Here is a 21,533-nt window from a genome sequence, read left to right on the forward strand (position 1 = left end):
CAACAGAGCAGCAGAAGTGACCACAGAGAATTTTGACAGTGCAGAGTCCCTTGAGGAACGAATCCTTGGGGGACTTGACGCTGAACAGCGCGAGGTCGCCAGCACCCTGAACGGGCCGCTGTGCGTCCTTGCCGGTGCCGGCACCGGCAAGACCAGGGCCATTACGCACCGGATTGCGTATGGCGTGCACTCAGGGGTGTACAGTCCCCAGCGGCTCCTCGCCGTGACGTTCACGGCCCGGGCCGCCGCGGAAATGCGCAGCAGGCTGCGGGATCTCGGCGTGGGCAATGTCCAGGCGCGCACCTTCCACGCCGCCGCCTTGCGGCAGCTGCAGTTTTTCTGGCCGCAGGCGGTCGGCGGCACGCTGCCCAACCTGCTGGACCACAAGGCCCAGATGATCGCCGAAGCGTCCCGCCGCCTGCGGCTCAGCACTGACCGCGCGTCCATCCGGGACCTCGCCTCCGAAATTGAGTGGGCCAAGGTCTCCATGCTGACCCCGGCCAACTACCTGGAGAACGCACAGGGCAGGGGAACGCCCGGCGGGTTCGACCTCACCGCCGTCGCCCGGGTCTTCCAGTCCTATGAGGATGTCAAGACGGACCGCAACGTCATTGATTTTGAGGACGTACTCCTGATCACGGTGGGGATCCTGCAGGAGGACCAGAAAGTCGCGGCCACCGTTCGTGAGCAGTACCGGCATTTTGTGGTGGACGAGTACCAGGACGTTTCGCCGCTGCAGCAGCGCCTCCTGGAGCTGTGGCTGGGCGGGCGGGACGAGCTGTGCGTTGTGGGCGATGCGAGCCAGACGATCTACTCGTTTACCGGCGCTTCGCCCAAACACCTGCTGGGATTCAAGGCCCAGTACCCTGAGGCCAATGTGGTGAAACTGATCCGGGATTACCGTTCCACGCCGCAGGTGGTCAAGCTGGCCAACGATCTCCTGGCCGCGCGGCGTGGCGGCGGGCCGGTGGCCGATGCTGCCTGGGCGGCTCCGCTGCAGCTGGTGGCGCAGCGGCCGGCGGGGCCTGTCCCACAGTTCACCGAGTGCTCCGACGATGAAGCCGAAGCCGCCACGGTCGCCATCAAGATCCAGGAATTGCTCGACGCCGGCACTCCCGCCAGCCAGGTGGCTGTCCTTTTCCGCACCAACGGGCAGTCCCAGGCCTACGAACAGGCGCTCGCGGCGGCCGGCATCAGTTACCAGCTGCGCGGTGGTGAGCGGTTCTTTGCCCGCAAGGAAGTGCGCGACGCCATTCTTCAGCTGCGCGCGGCAACCAGGGCCGTCGCTGAAACGGCGACGCCGGAACCGCTCGGCCAGCTGGTCCGCGATATCGTGGCCTCGCTCGGCTACACGGACGCCCCGCCCCACAACGGCGGCGCGCTGCGCGAACGCTGGGAGTCCCTGGCAGCGCTGGTGGCGCTCGCGGACGAGCTGGTCCACGTCCGCGGCGAGCAGTTCAGTCTCAGTGACTTTGTTAATGAACTCCAGGAACGGTCGCTGGCGCAGCACGCTCCCACTGTCCAGGGCGTGACGCTTGCATCGCTGCACGCCGCGAAGGGCCTCGAATGGGACGCCGTGTTCCTGGTGGGACTCTGCGAAGGCCTGATGCCCATTTCCTTCGCGGACACACCCGAATCCGTGGATGAGGAGCGCCGCCTGCTCTACGTGGGCATCACCCGCGCCCGCGAGCACCTGTCTCTGTCCTGGTCCACGGCACGGACACCGGGCGGCCGGGCCAACCGCAAACCCTCACGCTTCCTCGACGGGCTCCGGCCCAACTCGGTGGCCAGCTCCAGCGCCCGCGGAAAAGGGCCGGCGCCGCGCCGGAAATCGGCGGCCCCCGCCACCTGCAGGGTCTGCGGGAGCATGCTGGCCAGCGGCGCCGAACGCAAGGTGGGCCGCTGCAACGACTGTCCTCCCAGCTACGAAGAACAGACATTTGATGCCCTTCGGCAATGGCGGAAGGAAATTGCGCTGGCGGCCGAAGTGCCAGCATTTGTCGTCTTCACAGATGCCACGCTGACGGCCATCGCAGAGGCCAAACCGTCCACGCTGGAGGAACTGGCGGCACTGGCCGGCGTGGGTCCGTCCAAGCTGGAACGCTACGGCGAAGACGTGCTGCGGGTGCTCGTCGAAAGCACCACCCTGTGACCCGCCGGCCGGCAGGACAGGACACCCTCCCCGTCACCACGGCGGACGGATCACCGGTTGAGGTGCGGCGGTCGGCCCGCCGGACCAGGACAGTGGCTGCCTTCTGGGAGAACGGGACGGCAGTGGTGGCCATTCCGGCCCGGTTCACCGCCGCGCAGGAGTCTGAATGGGTGCACCGCATGCTGGAGAAGCTGCACCGCCAGGGGGAGCGGCGCTCCCGCAAAGGAAGCAAACAGCCGGCCACTGACACTGCCCTGGCCGCCCACGCCGCAGCCCTTTCGGCCCGGTACTTCGGCGGCAGGGCAGTCCCGACGTCGGTCCGCTGGGTCAGCAACCAGAACTCGCGCTGGGGCTCCGCAACACCGTCGGAAGGATCCATCCGGCTCTCCGACAAGCTCCGGCCCATGCCGCCGTGGGTCATCGACTATGTCCTGCTGCATGAGCTCGCGCACCTGCTGGTGGCCGGGCACAATGCCGCGTTCTGGAAGCTGTTGGAGGCTTACCCCGAGACGATGCGGGCCAAGGCGTTCCTGGAAGGCGTCTCGTTCGCCACGTCCCGGGGCCTGACCGCGGGCAGCACTGATTCAGAGCCGGGCGACGCCGACTAGAGCGTCTCTCCTAGCCGTCGCCTAATGATCGGGTCGAGCCGGGGAATGGTTGCTTCGCAGGGGGATCATGTGTCAGCCTCGAAAGTGATCCCGTCGCCGGGGCGACGACGGGCAACAGGGAAAAGAGCACGGCATGGGACTCATCCATATCGACCTGTTCACCACGCTCGACGGCGTCGCGCAGGCGCCCGGCGGGCCGGACGAGGATGCTGACGGCGGCTTCGCGTTTGGCGGCTGGCAGGCGCCCCTCCTAGATGAAGTCGTCGGCGAGCAGGTCGACTCCGGGATGGTGGGGATGGACGCGCTGCTGCTTGGGCGACGGACCTACGACATCTTCGCCGCGTACTGGCCGCACGCGGACGGGGGAATTGCGCGGCTGTTCAACCGCCTCCCGAAATACGTGGCCTCGCGCCAGTCGCCGGTCCTCGAGTGGGCCGACTCAACACTGCTGGGTCCTGATGTCGTCGCTGCCGTGCGCGAACTGCGCGACCGGCACGCGAACATCCACGTCATTGGCAGTCTCGACTTCGTGCAGACCCTGTTCGCCGAGCGGCTCTTTGACCGGCTCACGCTCTGGGTGTATCCGATCCTCCTCGGCGGTGGAAAGAAGGTTTTCGCCGACGGGGTGGTTCCGACGAACCTCAGACTCATCGAGCCGGTCGTCGCCTCACCGAAGGGTGCAGTGCTGCAGCGCTACGCGCTCGCCGATGGCACCCCTGGGGTCGGCGATATGTCTGCCAGCGACCAGGAAGGTTAGGCTGAAGCTGCATTCCACGACATTGCGCCGCAACACACGCTAGGCGCCGTCGCTCGAATAATTCAGCTGTACCACGCCATTGCCGAACGTCCGTGTCCCTTCGAGCCTGAGGTCCATCCGGACGTCAGGGGCCTCGAACAGCGGCCGGCCCTGCCCGAGGACCACGGGATGGACGAGGATTTGGAATTCGTCGATCAGGCCGTGCCGCATGAAGGTGGAGGCCAAGTTGGCGCCACTCAGGACGATGTCGCCGCCGGGCTGCGCCTTCAGTTCCGCGATCTGTTCAGGCACGACATCGTGAATCACCGTGGTATTCCAGTCGGCCTGCGTGAGGGTGCGTGAAAAGACGAACTTGGGCATCTCGCGCCAGACCCCGGCGAACTCGACCATGGGCGCCGAGAGGTCCGGATCCTGATCGGCAGTGGGCCAGCGCATCCGAGTACCTCCAGCGGCGGCGACAAGCGGTAGGGCCGCCGCCGTACCTTGCAGTCTGGTTAACCCTTGGGCTGCTCACCGTCGCCGGTGGGCTGTTCCCCGTCGCCGGCGTCGGAATCATCCTGCGGCGCGTCGTCGAAGCCGCCGCTCAGCAGCTTCTGTAGGGCGTCGTCCACTTCGCTGTCGCTGGCCTCGGCCAGCTGGCGGCGGCCACTGAACCCCTGCGGGTCATCGAGGTCCTCGGCGGTGGGGAGGAGGTCCGGGTGCTGCCAGATGGCATCGCGTCCGGCAATGCCCCGTTCGTCCTTCAGCGTGGCCCACAGCGTGGCAGCCTCGCGCAGGCGGCGGGGACGCAGTTCGAGTCCCACCAGGGAAGAGAAAGCGTGTTCCGCCGGACCGCCGGTGGCACGGCGTCGCCGGACTGTTTCCCGGAGCGCACCGGCGGAGGGCAGCAGTTTCTCCGTGGCCGAAGCGGTGAGCTCGTCCACCCAGCCTTCAACGAGGGCCAGGGCCGTCTCAAGTTTTTCAAGCGCCTGCTCCTGGGCAGGGGTCCGCTGCGGCATAAAGACTCCCTGGGACAGCGCTTCCTGGATGCCTTCAGGGTTGCTGGGGTCCAGGTCGCGGGCCAGCTCTTCAATCCTGGAAGTGTCGATATGGATGCCGCGGGCGTAGGCCTCGATGGCGCCGAGCAGGTGGCCGCGCAGCCAGGGTACCTGGACAAACAGCCGCGCATGGGCTGCCTCGCGGACGGCCAGGAACAGCCGGATGTCGTTCTCCGGCAGGCCCAGGCCCTCGCCGAACTTGGACACGTTGGCCGGCAGGAGCGCCATTTCCAGGTCAGCCAGGGGAACACCGATGTCCGTGGAGCTGACAACCTCGGCGGACAGGGCACCGATCGCCTGCCCCAGCTGCATCCCAAAGATCGCGCCGCCCATGTTCTGCAGCATGGAAGAGGCCCCGCCCATCATGGACTTCATCTCTTCGGGCATCTGTTCGGTCATGGCGCTGGAGAGCGCGTTGGCGATGCTGTTGGCTACGGGCTCGGTCAGCCGCTTCCATGTTCCAAGGGTGGCTTCCACCCACTCGGCACGCGACCACGCACGGCCGATCAGGCCGGTGGCAGGAAGGTCGGTCACGGGATCAAGCCACAGTTCGGCAAGCCGCAGGGCCTCGTCGACTTCGCGGGTCTGCAGGGCTGTGACGGACGGGTCGGCGCTGCTGGCGGCAACCCGGCGGGCGTTCTCGTGCGCGAGCTGCCAGTTGACGGGCCCTTCGGAAGGGGCGCTCATCATGGCCTGGACCTGGGAGAACATCTGGGCCAGGAGATTGGGGTCGTTCGGCAGGCCGGCTGCCTTTGCGAGTTCGGCGGGGTCGAAGTTTTCCATGCCCTTGCCGCCCATCAGGTTCTGCAGCATCTCGGTCAACGGATCCTTCGGCGTATCGTCGCCGTTGGACGGATTGAGTGGGTTGGAGGTCATGATCCCGCCGATCGTCGGTGTGACTGTTCACTTCACGGTACCCCGGGCAGGGGCGGCTGTCTGCCGGACAGGCGTCACGTTCGCTGTAGGCAAAGAGCTGGCCGGGGGCGGCACCGCGTAGTGTTGATTCCGTGACTACAACCCGCGGCGATCATCCGCATGAGGACCACGCTCCAGAGTTCGACGCCGGCGCTACAGCGGGTGCCCCAGCACCCGGAACGGGTGCGGCCGGCGCCCTGCCAACCGGGGAGTTTGCCCCCCGCAACTCCGCGCCGGGGGACCGGCGGGTGTCCGTGATGATGCTTTCCGGCGTCCTGGCGCTGGGTCTGGGGATCGCGGCCGTCACTGTCCCGGTGCCTTATGTTGTGGAATCACCCGGACCCACCTTCAACACTCTGGGCCAGAGCCAGGGCAGCGCTGTCATCAGCGTCACGGGCCACGAAACCTACCCGGCGAACGGCAATCTGGATCTAACCACCGTTTATGTCGACGGCGGCCCCAACGGCCCGGTGAGCGTCCTGGGTGCCTTCACCGCCTGGCTGGACGGGTCCAAGTCCGTTCACCCGGTGGAGATGCTTTACCCCAGCGGCACCACAAAGGAGGAGGCTGACGAGCAGAGCTCCGTGGCCATGACGTCGTCGCAGGAGAATGCGGTGGCGTCAGCACTCAAGGAGCTCGACATTCCCTTCGGCCAGCAGCTCCAGGCCGCGGGGCTGCCCGATGGTTCGCCGTCCGCCGGCAAGGTTGAAAACGGCGACATCTTCGGATCGATCAACGGCATACCCATCACATCGCTCGCCGTGGTGCAGGAGGAACTGGCCGCCGGCCAGGGGGCGCCGGCCACCCTGGTGGTGCAGCGCGCAGGGGAATCCGTCACACAGACCATCACCCCCATGAACAACGGTGCAGGCCGCTACATTCTCGGAGTCATGCTCAAGTACCTGTTCACGTTTCCGTTCGACGTGAAGATTTCACTGGACAAGGTTGGCGGACCCAGTGCCGGGCTGATGTTTTCGCTGGGCATTATCGACACCGTGACGCCGGGGGACCTGACTGGCGGCAAACATGTCGCCGGAACGGGGACCATCACCCCCGACGGCACCGTAGGTCCCATCGGCGGCATCCGGCAGAAGATGCTGGGCGCGCGTGCCGGGGGAGCCACCGTATTCCTTGCCCCGGCAGAAAACTGCGACGATGTTGTGGGCCATGTGCCGGAGGGACTGCAGGTGCTCAAAGTGGAGAACATCGCAGACGCGCGTCGCGCCGTCGAACTCGCCGGATCCGGGCAGGACACGGGCGCTTTGCCGGTCTGCGCCAGCAACTAGACTGAGGCCAGGAACTAAGCTTTACCGCCACTCGTGGCAGATATGACGGACGTTGCCACACGCTTGACCGGTGCCGGACGTCAACCGCACGCACGCTTCTTATGTAAACCTGACGACCAGCTATGAGGTACCGAGTTTGTCCCGTCCTACCAGCCCCATCCCGCCCGGAAGACCCCCCTCGCGACGCGGGGCCCTAACGCCCACGCTGATTGTTGTTGCCATCGCAGTGGTGGGCTTCATCCTCTTCGCCAACGTGTGGACTGACGTCCTCTGGTACCGGCAGCTCGGCTACTTCGAAGTGTTTGTGACAGAAAACCTCTCGCGGATCGGGATCTTCCTCGCCGGCTTCGCGCTTATGTTCCTGGCCGTCTTTTTTGCCATCCGGGTTGCCTACCACGCACGGCCCGTGTACGCGCCGGACTCGGAGATGCGCGACAACCTGAACCGCTACCAGGCCCAGCTTGAACCGGTCCGCCGCGTCGTTATGGTGGGCCTGCCCATCCTGTTCGGGCTGTTCGCGGGCAGCGCCGCGGCCAGCCAATGGCAGAAAGTGCTGTTGTTCTTCAACCAGGAACCGTTCGGCCAGAGCGATCCTGAGTTCGGCCTGGACATCAGCTTCTACCTCATGACTCTTCCGTTCCTGGGATTCGTCACAGGCTTCCTGATCAGCGTGGTTGTGGTGGCCGGCATCGCCGGAATCCTCACCCACTACCTCTACGGCAGCATCCGGCTGATGGAACGCGGCGTGTTCACCAGCCGCGCGGCACAGATCCACCTCGCGGTAACCGGCGCAGCCTTCCTGATCCTGCTCGGCGCAAACTTCTGGCTGGACCGCTATGCCGCCCTTCAGGGCAACGGCGGGCGCTGGGCCGGTGCGCTGTATACGGACGTGAACGCCGTGATCCCCACCAAGGCGATCCTCGCCGTGGCGGCAGGCTTGGTGGCCATCCTCTTCATCGTTGCGGCGGTCATCGGCCGCTGGCGCCTGCCGGTCATCGGCACGGCCATGCTGATCATCACCTCGATCCTGGCCGGCGGCGTTTACCCGTGGGTTATCCAGCAGTTCCAGGTGCGGCCTTCCGAGCAGACGTTGGAGAAGGAGTTCATCCAGCGCAACATCGAGATGACTCGGGCGGCCTACGGCCTGGACCAGATTCAGGTGGACCGCTATGACGCGACGAACACTGCCAGCACCGGGGCGCTGGCCCCGGACGCCCAGACCACGGCCAACATCCGGCTCCTGGACCCCAACCTGATCTCCGATGCGTTCTCCCAGCTGGAGCAGTACCGCCCGTACTACCAGTTCCCGGAGGCACTGAACGTCGACCGCTACGAGGTGGACGGCAAGATCCAGGACACGGTCATCGCCGTGCGTGAGCTGAACCCGGCGAACGTTGCCACCAACCAGCAGGGCTGGCTCAACCAGCACGTCGTCTACACCCACGGCTACGGCGTGGTGGCGGCCAAGGGAAACAAGTTCACCGTCGACGGCAAGCCGGAGTTCCTCCAGTCGGGTATCCCGTCCACCGGTGTACTTGGCGATGACTCCACCTACGAGCCGCGGATCTACTTCGGCGAAGACTCCCCGGAGTACTCCATTGTCGGGGCGCCTTCGGGATCACCGCACCGCGAACAGGACAGGCCTTCCGGCAAGGAAGGGGACGGGGAAACCCAGTACACCTTCACCGGCAACGGCGGGCCCAACGTGGGCAGCTTCTTCAACAAGGTCCTCTACTCCATCAAGTTCCAGTCCTCGGACCTCCTCCTCTCCGACGGAGTTAACGCAGAATCCCAGATCCTGTACGACCGCAGTCCGCGTGACCGCGTGGAGAAGGTTGCCCCGTACCTCACCGTTGACGGCAACTCCTATCCGGCCGTTGTTGACGGCCGCGTCAAGTGGATCGTGGACGGGTACACCACTAGCCAGTACTACCCGTACTCGCAGCAGGAGCAGCTCTCGGCTGCCACCGCGGACTCCCAGACCACTTCAGGCCGGACGGTTGCCCTGCCGAACAGCTCGGTGAACTACATCAGGAACTCGGTCAAGGCCACGGTCGACGCCTATGACGGCTCGGTGACCCTCTATGCATGGGACGATCAGGACCCCGTCCTGAAGGCCTGGCAGAAAGTTTTCCCCGCGTCCGTGAAGCCGTACTCGGAGATGTCCGGCGATGTTATGAGCCACGTCCGTTACCCGGAAGACCTGTTCAAGGTGCAGCGCGAACTGCTGGGCCGCTACCACGTCACGGAACCAGTGAGCTTTTACAAGAGTGACGAAGTATGGAGCGTGCCGAACGATCCCACCGTGGATACCGAAGTCAAGCAGCCGCCGTTCTACATGTCACTGCAGATGCCTGACCAGGAGAAGCCGGCCTTCCAGCTCACGTCGTCCTTCATCCCGCAGATCGTCAACGGCACTGCCCGGAACGTGCTCTACGGATTCCTGGCGGCCGACTCTGACGCAGGAAACGAGAAGGGCGTCAAAGCGGACAGCTACGGCAAGTTGAGGCTGCTGCAGATTCCGCCGGAAACACAGGTTCCCGGGCCGGGCCAGGCCCAGAACAAGTTCAACTCCGATCCCACGGTGTCCCAGGCGTTGAACCTGCTGAGGCAGGGCGCTTCCGAGGTGCTCAACGGCAACCTGCTGACTCTGCCCGTGGGCGGCGGCATCCTGTACGTCCAGCCGGTTTACCTCAAGTCGACCGGCGAGACGTCCTACCCCACCCTGCAGCGTGTGCTGGTGGCCTTCGGTGACAAGGTCGGCTTTGCGCCGACCCTGGACGGTGCCCTGAAGCAACTCTTCGGAGGCGACTCAGGCGCTGCCGCGGGCGACTCCGACAACACCGGCCAGACCCCGCCTGCTCCTGGCACCACACCGCCGGTAAGTGCGGGTGCCCAAGCTGACTTGAAGGCCGCGCTGGATGAGGCGAACGCAGCCATCAAGGCGGGCCAGGCAGCCCTGGCGGCTGGCGACTTTGCCGCCTATGGGGAAGAGCAGAAGAAGCTCGCGGCGGCCCTGCAGAAGGCTATTGACGCCGAGGGCAAGATCCCGGCGCCGGCCCCTGAAGCCACGCCATCGCCCGAGGCGACACCGTCGCCGGAAGCCACACCGACGGCGACGCCCTCGCCGGCGGCCAGCAACTAAGGGGTTTGACCCAGCGAGACGCACATCACGCCACCAGGATTTGGCCTCCCGTTCACCGGACGGTAGAGTTGATCTTGCGACGCGGGGTGGAGCAGTTCGGTAGCTCGCTGGGCTCATAACCCAGAGGTCACAGGTTCAAATCCTGTCCCCGCAACTGGCGAAAAGTCCGGATTCTGGAAACAGAATCCGGACTTTTTGGTTTAAGCGGACCCGTCCCAGGCAGGCAACCTCGGCGTCGTGGGGACCCTCAATCACGATTGGTTTTTACCTACTCCAAAGTACGGTAGTGTTGATCTTGCGACGCGGGGTGGAGCAGTTCGGTAGCTCGCTGGGCTCATAACCCAGAGGTCACAGGTTCAAATCCTGTCCCCGCAACCATGCAGAAGACCCCGACCGGCATAACGCCGGCCGGGGTCTTTTTTTGNGACCGGCATAACGCCGGCCGGGGTCTTTTTTTGCCCGATTACAGCTGGTTCCTAGTATTCTCGTTCGCAAAGCGATTTGAGCACCTGGTCAGTCATTCTCGAGAGGAATGTTGTTCGATGTCCACACCCACGAAGAAGCCCGGCTCCTCCACGAGCAAGCGGTCAAGACTCTACTGGGGTGTTCCTGCCGCGCTCGTAGTGCTGGTGCTCGTGGTGCTGCTGGCCAAGTGGATGACCGGCCTTCCTGCGGTGGCCTCGTTCCTGGCTGACTATCCGGGCCATTCGGAACTGCCTGACGGCGCGCCTGTGGGATTCCCGGCGTGGCTGGCCTGGCAGCACTTCCTGAACGGCTTCTTCCTGCTGCTCATCATCAGGACCGGCTGGCAGGTGCGGACCACCACGCGGCCCAGCGGCCACTGGACGCGCAACAACAAGGGCCTGATCAAGACCAGGAATGCGCCCACCAAGATCACCTTGGAGCTTTGGCTGCACCTGACGCTGGACGCGCTCTGGATCCTCAACGGCCTGGTGTTCGCCATCCTGCTGTTCGCCACCGGCCAATGGATGCGGATCGTGCCCACGAGCTGGGACGTTATCCCCAATGCCCTCTCCGCAGCGCTTCAGTACGCCTCGTTGAACTGGCCCACCGACAACGGCTGGGTCAACTACAACGCGCTGCAGCTGCTGACGTATTTCGCCACGGTCTTCATCGCCGCACCGCTTGCCTTCATCTCCGGTATTCGGACGTCCTCCGCCTGGCCCAAGAAGGCCACCGCTCTCAATAAGGCCTACCCCATTGAGCTCGCGCGGGCCATCCACTTCCCGGTCATGATCTATTTCGTGGCGTTCATCGTGGTGCATGTCTTCCTGGTGCTCGCCACCGGTGCATTGCGGAACCTGAACCACATGTACGGCGGCAGCGACGACGCCGGCTGGTTCGGCTTCTGGGTCTTCGTCGCCTCGGTGGCAGCCATGGTGGCAGCCTGGTTTCTGGCGCGTCCCCTCTTCCTTCGCCCCATCGCCTCCCTGATGGGCAAAGTCAGCCGCTAATTTCCGGGCCGGTGACGTTGTCCAGGCCTTGCCGGTCCTCCCGAAGCCTCTGGTAGGTGGCCAGCGCACGCTCCCTGGACTCGGGGAGTCCCACCACGGGCGCGGGGTAGCCCTGGACATCGGGCTGCTTCCACGGTTCGTGGATGGCTCTGCGGTCCATGTGGGCGAGTTCCGGAATGAACTCGCGAAGGTACCGGCCGTCGGGGTCGAACTTCTTGCTCTGCGTGACGGGATTGAAGATCCGGAAGTACGGGGACGCGTCGGCGCCCGAGCCTGCAACCCATTGCCAGTTGGCGGGGTTGCTGGCTGCATCGGCATCCACCAGGGTGTCCCAGAACCATGCCTCGCCCAGACGCCAGTCGGCCAGGAGATTCTTGACGAGGAATGACGCCGCCGCCATCCGGACCCGGTTATGCATCCAACCGGTCTGCCAGAGCTGCCGCATCCCCGCATCCACCAGCGGATACCCGGTCCGGCCCTGTTCCCACGCCTCCAGTTCCGCGGCGGTGGGCTGCTGCCATTCGAAGCGGTCGAAGTCGGGCCGGTAGTTTCGGGTAGCCAGCTGGGGATTGGCGTAAAGCAGTTGCCAGCAGAACTCCCGCCAGCCCAGCTCGGACCGGAAGATCCCGACGTCGGGCGTCGCCTCGCGGGGGAAGTGGCGGCGGAGCTCGTGCCAGACCCGGAACGGGCTGATTTCACCAAAACGGAGGTGCGGGGACAGCCTGGAAGTGCCTTCCACACCGGGAATGTCCCGCCCAGTGCCGTAGTCCTGTGCGGGCCCGTCCAGGAAGTCCTCAAGCCTGCTGTGCGCTCCGGATTCCCCGGGCTGCCAGGTCTCAGCCAGTCCGCCGCTCCAGTCCGGGGACACGGGCAGCAGCGACCACTCTGTCAGCGCGTCGCTGGAGGCCTGCTTCATCGAACCGGCGACGGCGGGGGAGGGCAGGCGGGCCGGCGCATCCAGCGGCGGACGGGGCTCGCCGGACGCTGTGCAGGCCCGCCAGTAGGGCGTGAACACCTTGTAGGGACCGCCGCTGCCGGTGGTGATGGTCCACGGCTCGAACAGCAGGTTGGCCTGGAAGCTGGCCGCTTCGATGCCGTTCTCCGCCGCCCAGGCCTTGATGTCCGCGTCCAGGGACCGCTCGGGACCGCCGTAGCGGCGGTTCCACAGCACGTGCTTTGCGCCGGTCTCCTCGGCCAGGTCCCGGATCACACAGCTGGCAGGTCCGCGCCTGAGGATGAGTGCGGAACCGGCCTCAGCAAGCGCCCCCGCCAACGAAGTCAGCGAGTGGTGCAGCCACCAGCGGGCCGCGCCTCCCAGGGGACGGATTCCGGGGGATTCCTCGTCGAGAATGTAGACCACTGTAAGCGGCAGGCCGAGTTCGACGGCGTGGGACAGAGCGGGGTTATCGTCCAGTCGAAGGTCATCACGGAGCCAGACGATGGAGGACGCAACGGGGGAGACCATGGCCTCCACGCTACACACCCGAGTCAGGAGCCGCACGGTCGTTTGCAGGTTTCTGTCCGGGCATGGCAGGGGCCGGGGTTCGTGATGAACCCCGGCCCCTGCTGCCCGCTCAGCGGCGGACGCGGCTGGCTACAGCTTGTCGAAGTCGGCCTCGTCGACTGTGGACTCGGACCGGGTGCCGGAAGCGCCGATGGCCGGCTTGGCCCCGCCGGACTTCAGGGCTGCCAGGCGTGCTTCGATTTCCACCTGCTCGCCGAGGTCTTCCAGCTGGTTGAACTGGGCGTCCAGGCTCGACGCGGCAAGCTCCTGCTGTCCGCGGACCTTGGCCTCTTCGCGGCGGATTTTCTCTTCGAAGCGGCCAACTTCGCTGGTGGGATCCATGAAGTCGATGCTCTTAATGGCATCATGCACCTGGGACTGTGCCGCGGCCGTCTTGGAGCGCGCAACCAGCTCGTTGCGCTTGCTGGTGAGTTCGTTGAGCTTGCCCTTCATCTGGTCCAGGCCCGACTTGAGCTTGTCCACTACCTCGGTCTGCGAGGCGATGCTCGGCTCAGCACCCTTGGCTTCGCTTTCCGCGGACATCTGGCGCTGCAGCGCTACCTTCGCGAGGTTGTCGAACTTCTCGGCGTCTACGCTGTCGCCGGCGCTGCGGTATTCGTCAGCCTTGCGAGACGCGGCGAGGGCCTTGTTGCCCCAGTCCTGGGCATTCTTGATGTCCTCGCGGTAGTCATCCTGGAGCATACGGAGGTTACCGATGGTCTGGGCGACTGCGGATTCAGCCTCCGCAATGTTGTTGGTGTAGTCCCGGACCATCTGGTCCAGCATCTTCTGCGGATCCTCAGCGTTGTCCAGCAAAGTGTTGATGTTTGCCTTTGCCAGCTGTGCGATCCGGCCGAAAATGGACTGCTTAACCATGGTGTTACCTTTCGTCCTGCTCAATGGTGGCCACTGAGATCAGTGAACAGTTGTTGTACCGCTTCTTTTCGCCTGCAGGTTGGTTCCTGTTGGCGCCTAGCTTTGTCGGATCAGAAACTTCCCGAGTCTCCGCCGCCGAAATCTCCTCCGCCGAAGTCCCCTCCCCCGGAGTCACCGCCCCAGCCGCCACCATCGCTGTGGCCTCCGCCCCAGCCTCCGCCGCTGCCGCCGTTGAGGATGGAGTTGATGAGGATACCGCCAAGGATGGCGCCACCGAGGCCGCCACCGCCTCCGCCGCGCCCGCCGAACATGCCACCGCCGCCGAAGCCCTGGTTGGCGTAGCCACCAAAGTTGTCGACGTCTGCCTGGGCCAGCTGCGCTGCCTGGGCCGCGAGGGCGTGGGCCTGCTGGGCGTATGTGAGGGCAGTAACCGGATCGTTGCGGGAGATGGACAGCGCGTAGTCGAGGTTGCGCTGGGACTCGGCGAGCCGCGTGCGGGCCTCGGTGCCTACGCCGCCGCGGCGGGCGGTGATGTAGTCCGACGTGGCACTGATCTGCGCCTGCGCCGACATGATGGTCTGCTGCAGCGACGCCTGGGCACGGCGGGCCTGGTCCTGCTGGTTCCGGATGCCGGTGAGGGACTGGTCCAGGGCCTGGTGCGCTGTTTCAACGCGCTGCAGGGTGGCGATGGGATCGATCTTTCCGCCCTGGATTTCGGCCTTGACCTGGCCCAGAGCGGCTTCAACACCGGCAACCGGGCCAGCCAGTTCGGGGTGTTCGCCGGACTGGATCATGGCCTTCGCCTGCGCGAGGTCCTGGGAGGTTTCAACGACGGCCGCCTCCAGCCCATTGCGGGCCTCGTCCAGGCTGGTGGACACCTTGGCGATGGCGTCCAGCAGAACGTTGGTCTGGTGCAGGCTCTCTTCAGATGCCCGCACGGCGACCGCGGCGAGGCTACCCTCGCCTGCGGTGAGCTTCTCCTGGGCGGTGGCCGTGGCATTCTGCACAAAAGCCAGCCGTTCCTTGGCCTGGGTGATGTTGTCAGCGACCTGCACCAGAGCGCTGTCCGCGTACTTGGCGCGCAAGGCCGTCAGTGACTGTTCGGCGCTGGCGATCTTGGCATCGGCTTCGTGGGCTCCGGCGCTGATGGCTGCCAGTGCCTGCGGGGCGTTCTTCTCGAGCTCCCGGAGCGAGTCGAAGTCGGCCTTCTGCTCCTGGAGCGAGCCGAGCGCTGCCTCTGAACGGCGGATGATCTCGCCGAGCCAGCTGCGCTGCTGTTCTTCGGTGTCCGGGATGTGGTCGTCAAGCTGCTGCTGGAGCTTGAAGGATTCGGACATGTGGGCTTTGGCCTCGGCCAGGGCCTTGGTGAAGTTCCCCACCGCGGCATCGCCATACTGGGCCTCCGCGAAGCCGAGTTCCTGTTCGCTGGACTTGATAGCGTCGTCGGCCTCGATGATGAGGGAACCGCTCTTGCGCCGGAGTTCCTCGATGCTGAGCGAAGCCAGCGGATCGAGCTCGGCACCCTGGGGACCGTAGCTGGCGCTGGATGCCAAGGCTGCCTTTTTGCGCTTGTTGCGGAAGTAAAGGTACGCGCCGGCCCCACCGGCAACTGCAATACCCGTTCCTACCAGGACCGCAGCCCCGGCGCCATCACCCGAGGGGACATTGCCGCTGCCGCCGCCTGCCGCATCCCCGATGGCTCCAGCGGTGTCAATGGCAGCCTGGGCGAAGTCCCTCTTGCCGCCAGCCAGGTTGGCTGTGACGGCGTTCTGGCTGATGGCTCCCTGTTTGGACTTGATAGGGCTGGCAGAGTTCAGGACGAAGCTGAATTTGCCGTCATCCTTGGCTATCGCCAGGACGGCGTCGGACCTGCCCATGCCCTTGTTCGTCGCAACGGCCGCGGCCCAGTCAGCTGGAACGGTTGGGTTGGTGAACGTGTCCACGGTCACCACATAGAGGTTGTACTTGTGGTCCTTCAGGAGCTTCTGGATGGCTTCCTGGACCTCGCCACTGCGTCCGCCGAGAACCTTGGCGTTGTCCACAATGTTGGTTCCGGGTGGGATGGTCACCGGGTCTTCAGCCCAGGCCGCGCCGGCAGGAACCGCTAGCAGCCCGGTCAGGCCGATCACGGCGAGGATACGTTTGAACTTTGACCGCATGTGCAACCCTTCAGCACGCCTGACACCGATTCGGGACGAATAAGCGTCTCAGAATGCAGCAGCGCCCCCACGCGTGGTGTAAAGCCGCAGGTCGCTGTGGCATTTCCTTTTGATTCTATGGTGCACCTCTTGGTGCGTCCACAGCGGCGAATATGCCACCAGCGAAACCCTTGGAAGTGCCTGTTGGCAGCGGAATTCGGTCTCCCAGCAACCTCCCAGCCAACGTTCGTCCCAGTTCCAGCCAGACGGTACATAGTTAATGCAGACGAGGATGAAAGGAAGTCCAATGACTGAGAACCCAACCCAGGGTGCAGCGCCGGAGAACCGCAATCCGGATGAGAACCGGAATGCGGACCAGAACCCTGCGGAGGTCCGCAGTGACGCTGTCGGTCAGGCTAATACGACCGAGCAGCTGGACCGATCCGGGGCACCCGACAACCCCACCCAGCCGCTGCCGGGTGCACCCCGTCCGGTTTTTCCTCCCCGCGAGCCCTTATACGGCCAGCAAACGCCGGGCCAGCAGGCTCCCGGCCACGAGTACGCCCAGCACGGGGCGCATTCGGCCGCGCCCGGCGGCTCTGCGGGTCAGCACAACCCGGGTCAGTACGGAACGGGTCAGTACGGAACAGGCCAGTACTCCCCGGGCCAGTACAACGCTGCCCCGAACCCGGCCGACGCGCCCCGCAGGAAAGCCTCCTTCGGCGTCGGGACCCTGGTGGCAAGCATCCTGGCCGCAGGCCTTGTGGGTGGTGGCGTGGCCACGGTCGGTTCGGGCAACCTATTCAACAATGGCTCGCCGTCGGCCGCGAGCAGCGGCAGCCAGTCTGAGACCGTGATTGTTAACAACAAGGACGACGTCAACGCCATCACGGCCGCGGCGCTCAAGGCGTCGCCCAGCGTGGTGACCATCAGTGCCACGAGCGGCAGTTCGGGCGGCACAGGCTCCGGCATCGTTATGGACAACGAAGGGCACATCCTGACCAACACCCACGTGGTGACGCTCGATGGCCAGAGCGCCAACGCAGCCCTGGAGGTCCGGACCAGCGCGGGCAAGGTCCTCAAGGCCACACTGGTGGGCACTGACCCCCTCTCTGACCTTGCCGTCATCAAGGTGGACGACGCGTCCGGGCTGACCGCAGCCACGCTCGGTGACTCGGGCAAGCTCAACGTCGGCGACACGGCCATCGCCATCGGCTCCCCACTTGGCCTGACCGGAACAGTCACTGACGGCATCGTCTCAACCCTGAACCGGACCATCAGTGTTGCGTCCTCGGCGGCACCGAAGGAAGGCGACACTTCCCAGGGCGGCGATCAGGGCTTCCAGTTCGCCCCGCCAAACGGTGGCCAAGGCCAAAGCACCGCCAACCAGGGTTCCATCTCCATCAACGTGATCCAGACTGATGCCGCCATCAACCCCGGCAACTCCGGCGGAGCGCTGGTCAACAGCAAGGGAGAGATCATCGGCGTCAACGTCGCCATCGCGTCCGCCGGCTCCGATTCTTCGACCACCGGCGGAAATATCGGAGTGGGCTTCAGCATCCCCATCAACCACGCAAAACGGGTGGCACAGGAGATCATTGATACCGGCAAGGCCTCCCACGGCCAGTTGGGTGTCAGCGTCAAGGAAAAGTCGTCCAGCAGCTCGTCCTCGGGCTTCTCCGTAGGTGCCGACGTGGCAACGGTAGAGCCGAATTCAGCTGCCGCAAAGGCCGGTATAAAGGTGGGCGATGTGGTGATCAAGTTCAACGACCTGGTCATCAGCGAGCCTAACCAGCTCACAGCGGCCGTCCGTGAGCAGGCCGGCGGCTCCACCGTCAAGCTCACCGTCCTGCGCAACGGCCAGGAGCAGACGCTGGACGTCACGCTCGGCACCGCGGCGGACCAGTAGGCCTGAACAGCAGAGCGCACGGCAAACAATCCACGACGACGGCGGAGGTCACCAAAGGTGACCGCCGCCGCCGTCGTCCGCGTTCCCGTGCGCCCGGGCAGGGCCGTGACACAGGCGTTAACGGGACGGCAACGGGGGACGGCTATATGGTTAGCTAGGATCTACCCGTACCCCGGGCGTTCCGAGGCCATGACCCCATCCGGCTGGCTGTCCACAAGCATGGAAGGCTGCTGTAAATACAGTGGAAGAGACATTGAAGATCATCGTCCTGGTCAAGCATGTACCGGACGCACAGTTCGACCGACACCTCACCGGCGAGGGCTACACTACGGACCGTAACGAAAGCATCCTTTCCGAGCTGGACGAATACGCGCTGGAGGCGGCTTTGCAGCTGGCTGAGGCCCGCGGTGGCGCCAAGGCCGGCAACCAGGTCATTGCGCTGAGCATGGGCGCGTCCGGTGCCGTGAACGCGGTGAAGAAGTCACTCCAGATGGGCGCCACCGAAGGTGTGCACCTCACGGACAGTGCCCTGGCGGGCTCAGACGCCGCCGCCACTTCGCTCGCGCTCGCGGCCGCCATCCGCCATATTGGCACCGGCGCTCCGGTGGACCTTGTCCTCACGGGCATGGCGTCCACCGACGGCGAAACGTCCCTGGTCCCGGCCCAGCTCGCCGAGCGCCTCGGTCTGCCGCAGGTCACCTTCGCGTCCTCGCTGACGGTCGACGGCGGCCGGCTCACCGCGCGCCGCGACGCCGACACCTACTCGGAGACCGTCGAAGCTTCGCTGCCCGCAGTGGTCTCCGTGACGGACCAGATCAACGAGCCGCGCTACCCCAACTTTAAGGGCATCATCGCGGCCAAGCGCAAGAGCATCACCACGCTGTCGCTGGCCGACATCGGAGTCGATCCCGCGCACGTGGGCCACGCCGGATCGTGGACCACAGTGACCGCTGCCGAGGAACGCCCGCCGCGCACCGCCGGAACCATCATCACCGACGAAGGCGACGCCGGCATCAAGCTCGTCGACTTCCTGGCCGCCCAGAAGCTGCTCTAAGAGGGATCACAGACATGGCAAACGTACTCGTATTCATTGACAACCCCGGCGATGCCCTGAAGAAGAGCACCCTCGAACTGCTCACCCTGGGACGTTCCCTGGGAGAGACCGCTGTTGCCGTGAACGGCGATCTGCACCAGGATGTTTCGGCCACGCTCGCCGAATACGGCGTCACCGCCGTTTTCCGGCCCTCCGCCCAGGACCTGGATGACTACCTTGTCTCGGCGAAGGCAGCCTATCTCGCGGCCGCCGCGGGTGCCGCCAGTGCCGGCACGGTCCTCCTGGACAACTCGCCCGAAGGCAAAGAGATCGCGGCGCGGCTCGGCATCCGGCTCAACGCCGGCGTCATCACCGATGTTGTGGCGGTCGACGCCGACGGTACAGCCCACAAGTCGGTCCTCGCGGGGTCCTACACCACTTCTGCCAGGGCCACCACGGTGGTTTCCGTGCTGACGGTGAAGGCCAACAACGTCACGCCGGAGCCGGCCTCCGTGGCTTCCGCCCCGGAGACGTCCACCGTCGAAGTGCCGGCGGACGGCACGGCCACGGCAGCCCGCATCACCGCCCGCGAACAGAAGGCGGCCAGTGGACGCCCGGATCTGTCGGACGCCCGCATCGTGGTGGCCGGCGGACGCGGAGTGGACGGCGACTTCGGCCCGGTGGAGCAGCTTGCCGACGCCCTCGGAGCTGCCGTCGGCGCCTCCCGTGCGGCCACGGACGCCGGCTGGATCAGCCACGACGCCCAGGTAGGCCAGACCGGCAAAACCGTGTCGCCCCAGCTCTACATCTCGGCAGGAATTTCCGGTGCCATCCAGCAGAAAGCCGGGATGCAGACAGCAAAGGTCATCGTGGCCGTGAACAAAGACGCCGAGTCACCAATCTTCGAAATCGCCGATTTTGGCATCATCGGGGACCTCTTCGACGTCCTTCCGCAGGCCACCGAAGAAATCAAGAAGCGAAAAGGCTGACCCTTGGCCCACTCCGCTGCCTCAGCACAGAGCCCGTTCAACCCGGACATCCACCGGGTTGGGCGGGTGCTCTGTTTCGCCGCCCACCCGGACGACATTGACTTCGGTGCGGCCGGCACCATCGCCGCCTGGACGGCCGCCGGCATCCAGGTCAGCTACTGCATCATGACCGACGGCGACGCCGGCGGCTTCGACCCGGCGCACCGGGCGGAGATTATCGCCCTCAGGGCGGCCGAGCAGCGCCGGGCCGCCGAACTCGTGGGCGTGACTGACCTCCGCTACCTCCATGAGCGCGACGGCTACCTCGAACCGACGCACGAGGTGATGAAAGGTGTGGTGAAGCTGATCCGGGAAATCCGTCCCGACGTCGTGCTTGCCATGCATCCGGAACGGAACTGGAGCCGCCTGCAGAAGAGCCACCCGGACCACCTTGCCGTGGGTGAGGCCGTGACCCGGGCCGTCTACCCTGCAGTCGAAAACCCGTTCGCCTATCCGGAACTGGCTGAGGCAGGCCTCGCCGCGTACAAGCTGCCGTGGCTGTGGCTCTACGCCGGGCCGGACGAGCGGGATAACCATTTTGTGGACGTCACCGACCATGTGGCCGCCAAGCTTGAGGCGATCCACGTGCATGTGAGCCAGCATCCCGACGTCGGCGCCATGGAATCTGCGGTGCGGAATGGCATGCACGTGACTGCCCGGCGTGCGGGGTTTGCCGAGGGCCGCAGCGCCGAAGCCTTCCATGTGGTCGCCGTCAACGGCCCGGGGACCATCGCCGGCTTCTAGGACCGCCGGCGGCTGGGGCGGCCGGCCTCTGGCGCAGCCGCCCCCGGGCTCAGGCGCCCAGCGGTGCGGCAGCCACGGTGGGGAACGTCGGCGTGGCCGAACCACCCACGGGCTCCACGGTGATGCCAAGCGCTGCGGCGGATGCAATGCCCTTCACTACAGCAGGCTTCGACAGGGCTGCTTCGTCCATCAGGCCCTGGGAAACCGGTGCCGAGCCGTCCTTCGGGATCAGCCACATCTGGTAGACCTTGCCGGCAGGCGGCGCGGGCACACCGTTCATCTTGACCACCACGGCATCCTTCGACGACGAAATCAGCACCGTGGCGGTGCCGCCGGCGGAGACAGGTACGGATGCTTCGCGCACGTCGCCAGCCCGGACCACCTGGTTCAGGGGATCGTTCTGGTCAGCAATGTAGGCACCCACGCCCACTCCACCGAGGGCGATCACGGCGGCGGCTGCCACCGCGGTGAGCCAGCGGCGGGCGCCGGCAGGCCGGCGCCGTTCTTCCCGGCGGACCCTGGCGGCGGCGAGCTCATCCAGGGCTTCTGCAGACGACTGCTCGGCCGGCATGGCCGTGGTGGCGGGAGCCACGACTGTTATTGGCCCATCGGCAGGCAGCTGCGCGAGGGACGGCAACTGGGACACGATTCGTGCGAAAAGATCCGCGGGAGGTTCCGCCTCAGCCGTAAAGGACGCCGCGAGGGTCTCCCTGTCCTGGCGGACACGCTCAAGGAAGGCGCTGCGCTCGGCGTCGGGGGCGGCGGAGATGTAGCGGTCAATGGTGGCGCGTTCAGCATCGCTGATCGCGTCCAGGGCATAGAGCTCGGCGAGATCCACGGCCCGCCCGGATTCCAGGTCGGCGGCGATCGCAGTTCCGAACGAGCCGGGACGGCGGGTGCCTCCCTGACTATTCATTTCTGTCATC

Annotated in this window: 16 protein-coding genes and 2 tRNA genes; 12 read left to right on the forward strand and 6 right to left on the reverse strand. The window is 65.5% G+C overall.

Annotation, left to right across the window (positions count from 1 at the left end; all coding sequences use genetic code 11):
* Positions 1-16: 16 nt before the first annotated feature.
* From NG698_RS07290 to NG698_RS07300, 3 genes are all read left to right on the forward strand, one after another.
* Complete coding sequence (locus tag NG698_RS07290) at positions 17-2,152, forward strand: ATP-dependent DNA helicase UvrD2 (protein ID WP_056343866.1); 2,136 nt, start codon at positions 17-19, stop codon at positions 2,150-2,152.
* Positions 2,149-2,760: a M48 metallopeptidase family protein gene (locus NG698_RS07295; protein WP_252598262.1), complete on the forward strand. Its 612-nt coding sequence runs from the start codon at positions 2,149-2,151 to the stop codon at positions 2,758-2,760. The genes NG698_RS07290 and NG698_RS07295 overlap by 4 nt, the downstream gene beginning before the upstream one ends.
* A 133-nt stretch (positions 2,761-2,893) precedes the next feature.
* Entirely contained in the window at positions 2,894-3,517 is a 624-nt protein-coding gene (locus tag NG698_RS07300) for a dihydrofolate reductase family protein (protein ID WP_252609031.1), read from the forward strand.
* A 39-nt stretch (positions 3,518-3,556) separates the two neighbouring features.
* Here the strand turns inward: NG698_RS07300 and NG698_RS07305 are convergent, their stop codons facing one another.
* Both NG698_RS07305 and NG698_RS07310 read right to left on the reverse strand, forming a co-directional pair.
* Entirely contained in the window at positions 3,557-3,952 is a 396-nt protein-coding gene (locus NG698_RS07305) for a dihydrofolate reductase family protein (RefSeq protein ID WP_252609032.1), read from the reverse strand.
* 59 nt (positions 3,953-4,011) lie between these two features.
* Positions 4,012-5,430: a zinc-dependent metalloprotease gene (locus tag NG698_RS07310; protein ID WP_252598260.1), complete on the reverse strand. Its 1,419-nt coding sequence runs from the start codon at positions 5,428-5,430 to the stop codon at positions 4,012-4,014.
* A gap of 131 nt (positions 5,431-5,561) precedes the next feature.
* On the opposite strand from NG698_RS07310, the gene NG698_RS07315 reads away from it, so the two are divergent.
* The 5 genes from NG698_RS07315 to NG698_RS07335 all read left to right on the forward strand — a co-directional run bounded on the left by NG698_RS07315 (position 5,562) and on the right by NG698_RS07335 (position 11,375).
* A complete protein-coding gene (locus tag NG698_RS07315) occupies positions 5,562-6,755 on the forward strand; it encodes a YlbL family protein (RefSeq protein WP_374209925.1) in 1,194 nt (397 codons plus the stop codon).
* A 136-nt stretch (positions 6,756-6,891) separates the two neighbouring features.
* Complete coding sequence (locus NG698_RS07320; protein WP_252598259.1) at positions 6,892-9,900, forward strand: UPF0182 family membrane protein; 3,009 nt, start codon at positions 6,892-6,894, stop codon at positions 9,898-9,900.
* Between the two features lie 80 nt (positions 9,901-9,980).
* A tRNA-Met gene (locus NG698_RS07325) sits at positions 9,981-10,054 on the forward strand.
* 147 nt (positions 10,055-10,201) lie between these two features.
* Positions 10,202-10,278: transfer RNA gene (locus NG698_RS07330), tRNA-Met, on the forward strand.
* A 164-nt stretch (positions 10,279-10,442) separates the two neighbouring features.
* The gene (locus NG698_RS07335) at positions 10,443-11,375 is read left to right on the forward strand and encodes a cytochrome b/b6 domain-containing protein (protein ID WP_252598258.1); all 933 of its coding nucleotides are present in this window, start codon (positions 10,443-10,445) and stop codon (positions 11,373-11,375) included.
* Here NG698_RS07335 and NG698_RS07340 read toward each other — a convergent pair.
* The 3 genes from NG698_RS07340 to NG698_RS07350 form a co-directional block, all read right to left on the reverse strand.
* Positions 11,365-12,840 (reverse strand): cryptochrome/photolyase family protein, encoded by a 1,476-nt coding sequence (locus NG698_RS07340; protein WP_252609034.1) that lies wholly within the window; start codon positions 12,838-12,840, stop codon positions 11,365-11,367. The genes NG698_RS07335 and NG698_RS07340 overlap by 11 nt on opposite strands.
* 129 nt (positions 12,841-12,969) lie before the next feature.
* Complete coding sequence (locus NG698_RS07345; protein ID WP_056343844.1) at positions 12,970-13,755, reverse strand: PspA/IM30 family protein; 786 nt, start codon at positions 13,753-13,755, stop codon at positions 12,970-12,972.
* A 110-nt stretch (positions 13,756-13,865) separates the two neighbouring features.
* A complete protein-coding gene (locus tag NG698_RS07350; RefSeq protein WP_252598256.1) occupies positions 13,866-15,914 on the reverse strand; it encodes a TPM domain-containing protein in 2,049 nt (682 codons plus the stop codon).
* A gap of 286 nt (positions 15,915-16,200) precedes the next feature.
* On the opposite strand from NG698_RS07350, the gene NG698_RS07355 reads away from it, so the two are divergent.
* From NG698_RS07355 to NG698_RS07370, 4 genes are all read left to right on the forward strand, one after another.
* Complete coding sequence (locus tag NG698_RS07355; RefSeq protein WP_252609036.1) at positions 16,201-17,802, forward strand: trypsin-like peptidase domain-containing protein; 1,602 nt, start codon at positions 16,201-16,203, stop codon at positions 17,800-17,802.
* 253 nt (positions 17,803-18,055) lie between these two features.
* Positions 18,056-18,856, forward strand: coding sequence for an electron transfer flavoprotein subunit beta/FixA family protein (locus NG698_RS07360; RefSeq protein WP_252609093.1), 801 nt, complete (start codon positions 18,056-18,058; stop codon positions 18,854-18,856).
* Positions 18,857-18,870: 14 nt separating this feature from the next.
* Positions 18,871-19,824 carry an electron transfer flavoprotein subunit alpha/FixB family protein gene (locus tag NG698_RS07365; RefSeq protein WP_252609038.1) on the forward strand — a complete coding sequence of 318 codons (954 nt, stop codon included), beginning with the start codon at positions 18,871-18,873 and terminating at the stop codon, positions 19,822-19,824.
* A gap of 3 nt (positions 19,825-19,827) precedes the next feature.
* Complete coding sequence (locus NG698_RS07370; protein WP_252609040.1) at positions 19,828-20,607, forward strand: PIG-L deacetylase family protein; 780 nt, start codon at positions 19,828-19,830, stop codon at positions 20,605-20,607.
* A 49-nt stretch (positions 20,608-20,656) separates the two neighbouring features.
* Here NG698_RS07370 and NG698_RS07375 read toward each other — a convergent pair whose 3' ends face one another.
* The gene (locus NG698_RS07375) at positions 20,657-21,532 is read right to left on the reverse strand and encodes an anti-sigma factor (RefSeq protein ID WP_252609042.1); all 876 of its coding nucleotides are present in this window, start codon (positions 21,530-21,532) and stop codon (positions 20,657-20,659) included.
* Position 21,533 lies beyond the last annotated feature (1 nt).

The sequence above is a fragment of the Pseudarthrobacter raffinosi genome, from assembly GCF_023913735.1.
Classification (GTDB): domain Bacteria; phylum Actinomycetota; class Actinomycetes; order Actinomycetales; family Micrococcaceae; genus Arthrobacter; species Arthrobacter raffinosi.

What these genes read in the sequence shown, in the direction of transcription:
- NG698_RS07365 (WP_252609038.1), top strand. Translation starts at nt 18,871, where the DNA reads ATGGCAAACGTACTCGTATTCATTGACAACCCCGGCGATGCCCTGAAG.
- NG698_RS07350 (WP_252598256.1), bottom strand. Translation starts at nt 15,914, where the DNA reads ATGCGGTCAAAGTTCAAACGTATCCTCGCCGTGATCGGCCTGACCGGG.
- NG698_RS07310 (WP_252598260.1), bottom strand. Translation starts at nt 5,430, where the DNA reads ATGACCTCCAACCCACTCAATCCGTCCAACGGCGACGATACGCCGAAG.
- NG698_RS07340 (WP_252609034.1), bottom strand. Translation starts at nt 12,840, where the DNA reads ATGGTCTCCCCCGTTGCGTCCTCCATCGTCTGGCTCCGTGATGACCTT.
- NG698_RS07355 (WP_252609036.1), top strand. Translation starts at nt 16,201, where the DNA reads ATGACTGAGAACCCAACCCAGGGTGCAGCGCCGGAGAACCGCAATCCG.
- NG698_RS07335 (WP_252598258.1), top strand. Translation starts at nt 10,443, where the DNA reads ATGTCCACACCCACGAAGAAGCCCGGCTCCTCCACGAGCAAGCGGTCA.
- NG698_RS07375 (WP_252609042.1), bottom strand. Translation starts at nt 21,532, where the DNA reads ATGACAGAAATGAATAGTCAGGGAGGCACCCGCCGTCCCGGCTCGTTC.
- NG698_RS07345 (WP_056343844.1), bottom strand. Translation starts at nt 13,755, where the DNA reads ATGGTTAAGCAGTCCATTTTCGGCCGGATCGCACAGCTGGCAAAGGCA.
- NG698_RS07300 (WP_252609031.1), top strand. Translation starts at nt 2,894, where the DNA reads ATGGGACTCATCCATATCGACCTGTTCACCACGCTCGACGGCGTCGCG.
- NG698_RS07305 (WP_252609032.1), bottom strand. Translation starts at nt 3,952, where the DNA reads ATGCGCTGGCCCACTGCCGATCAGGATCCGGACCTCTCGGCGCCCATG.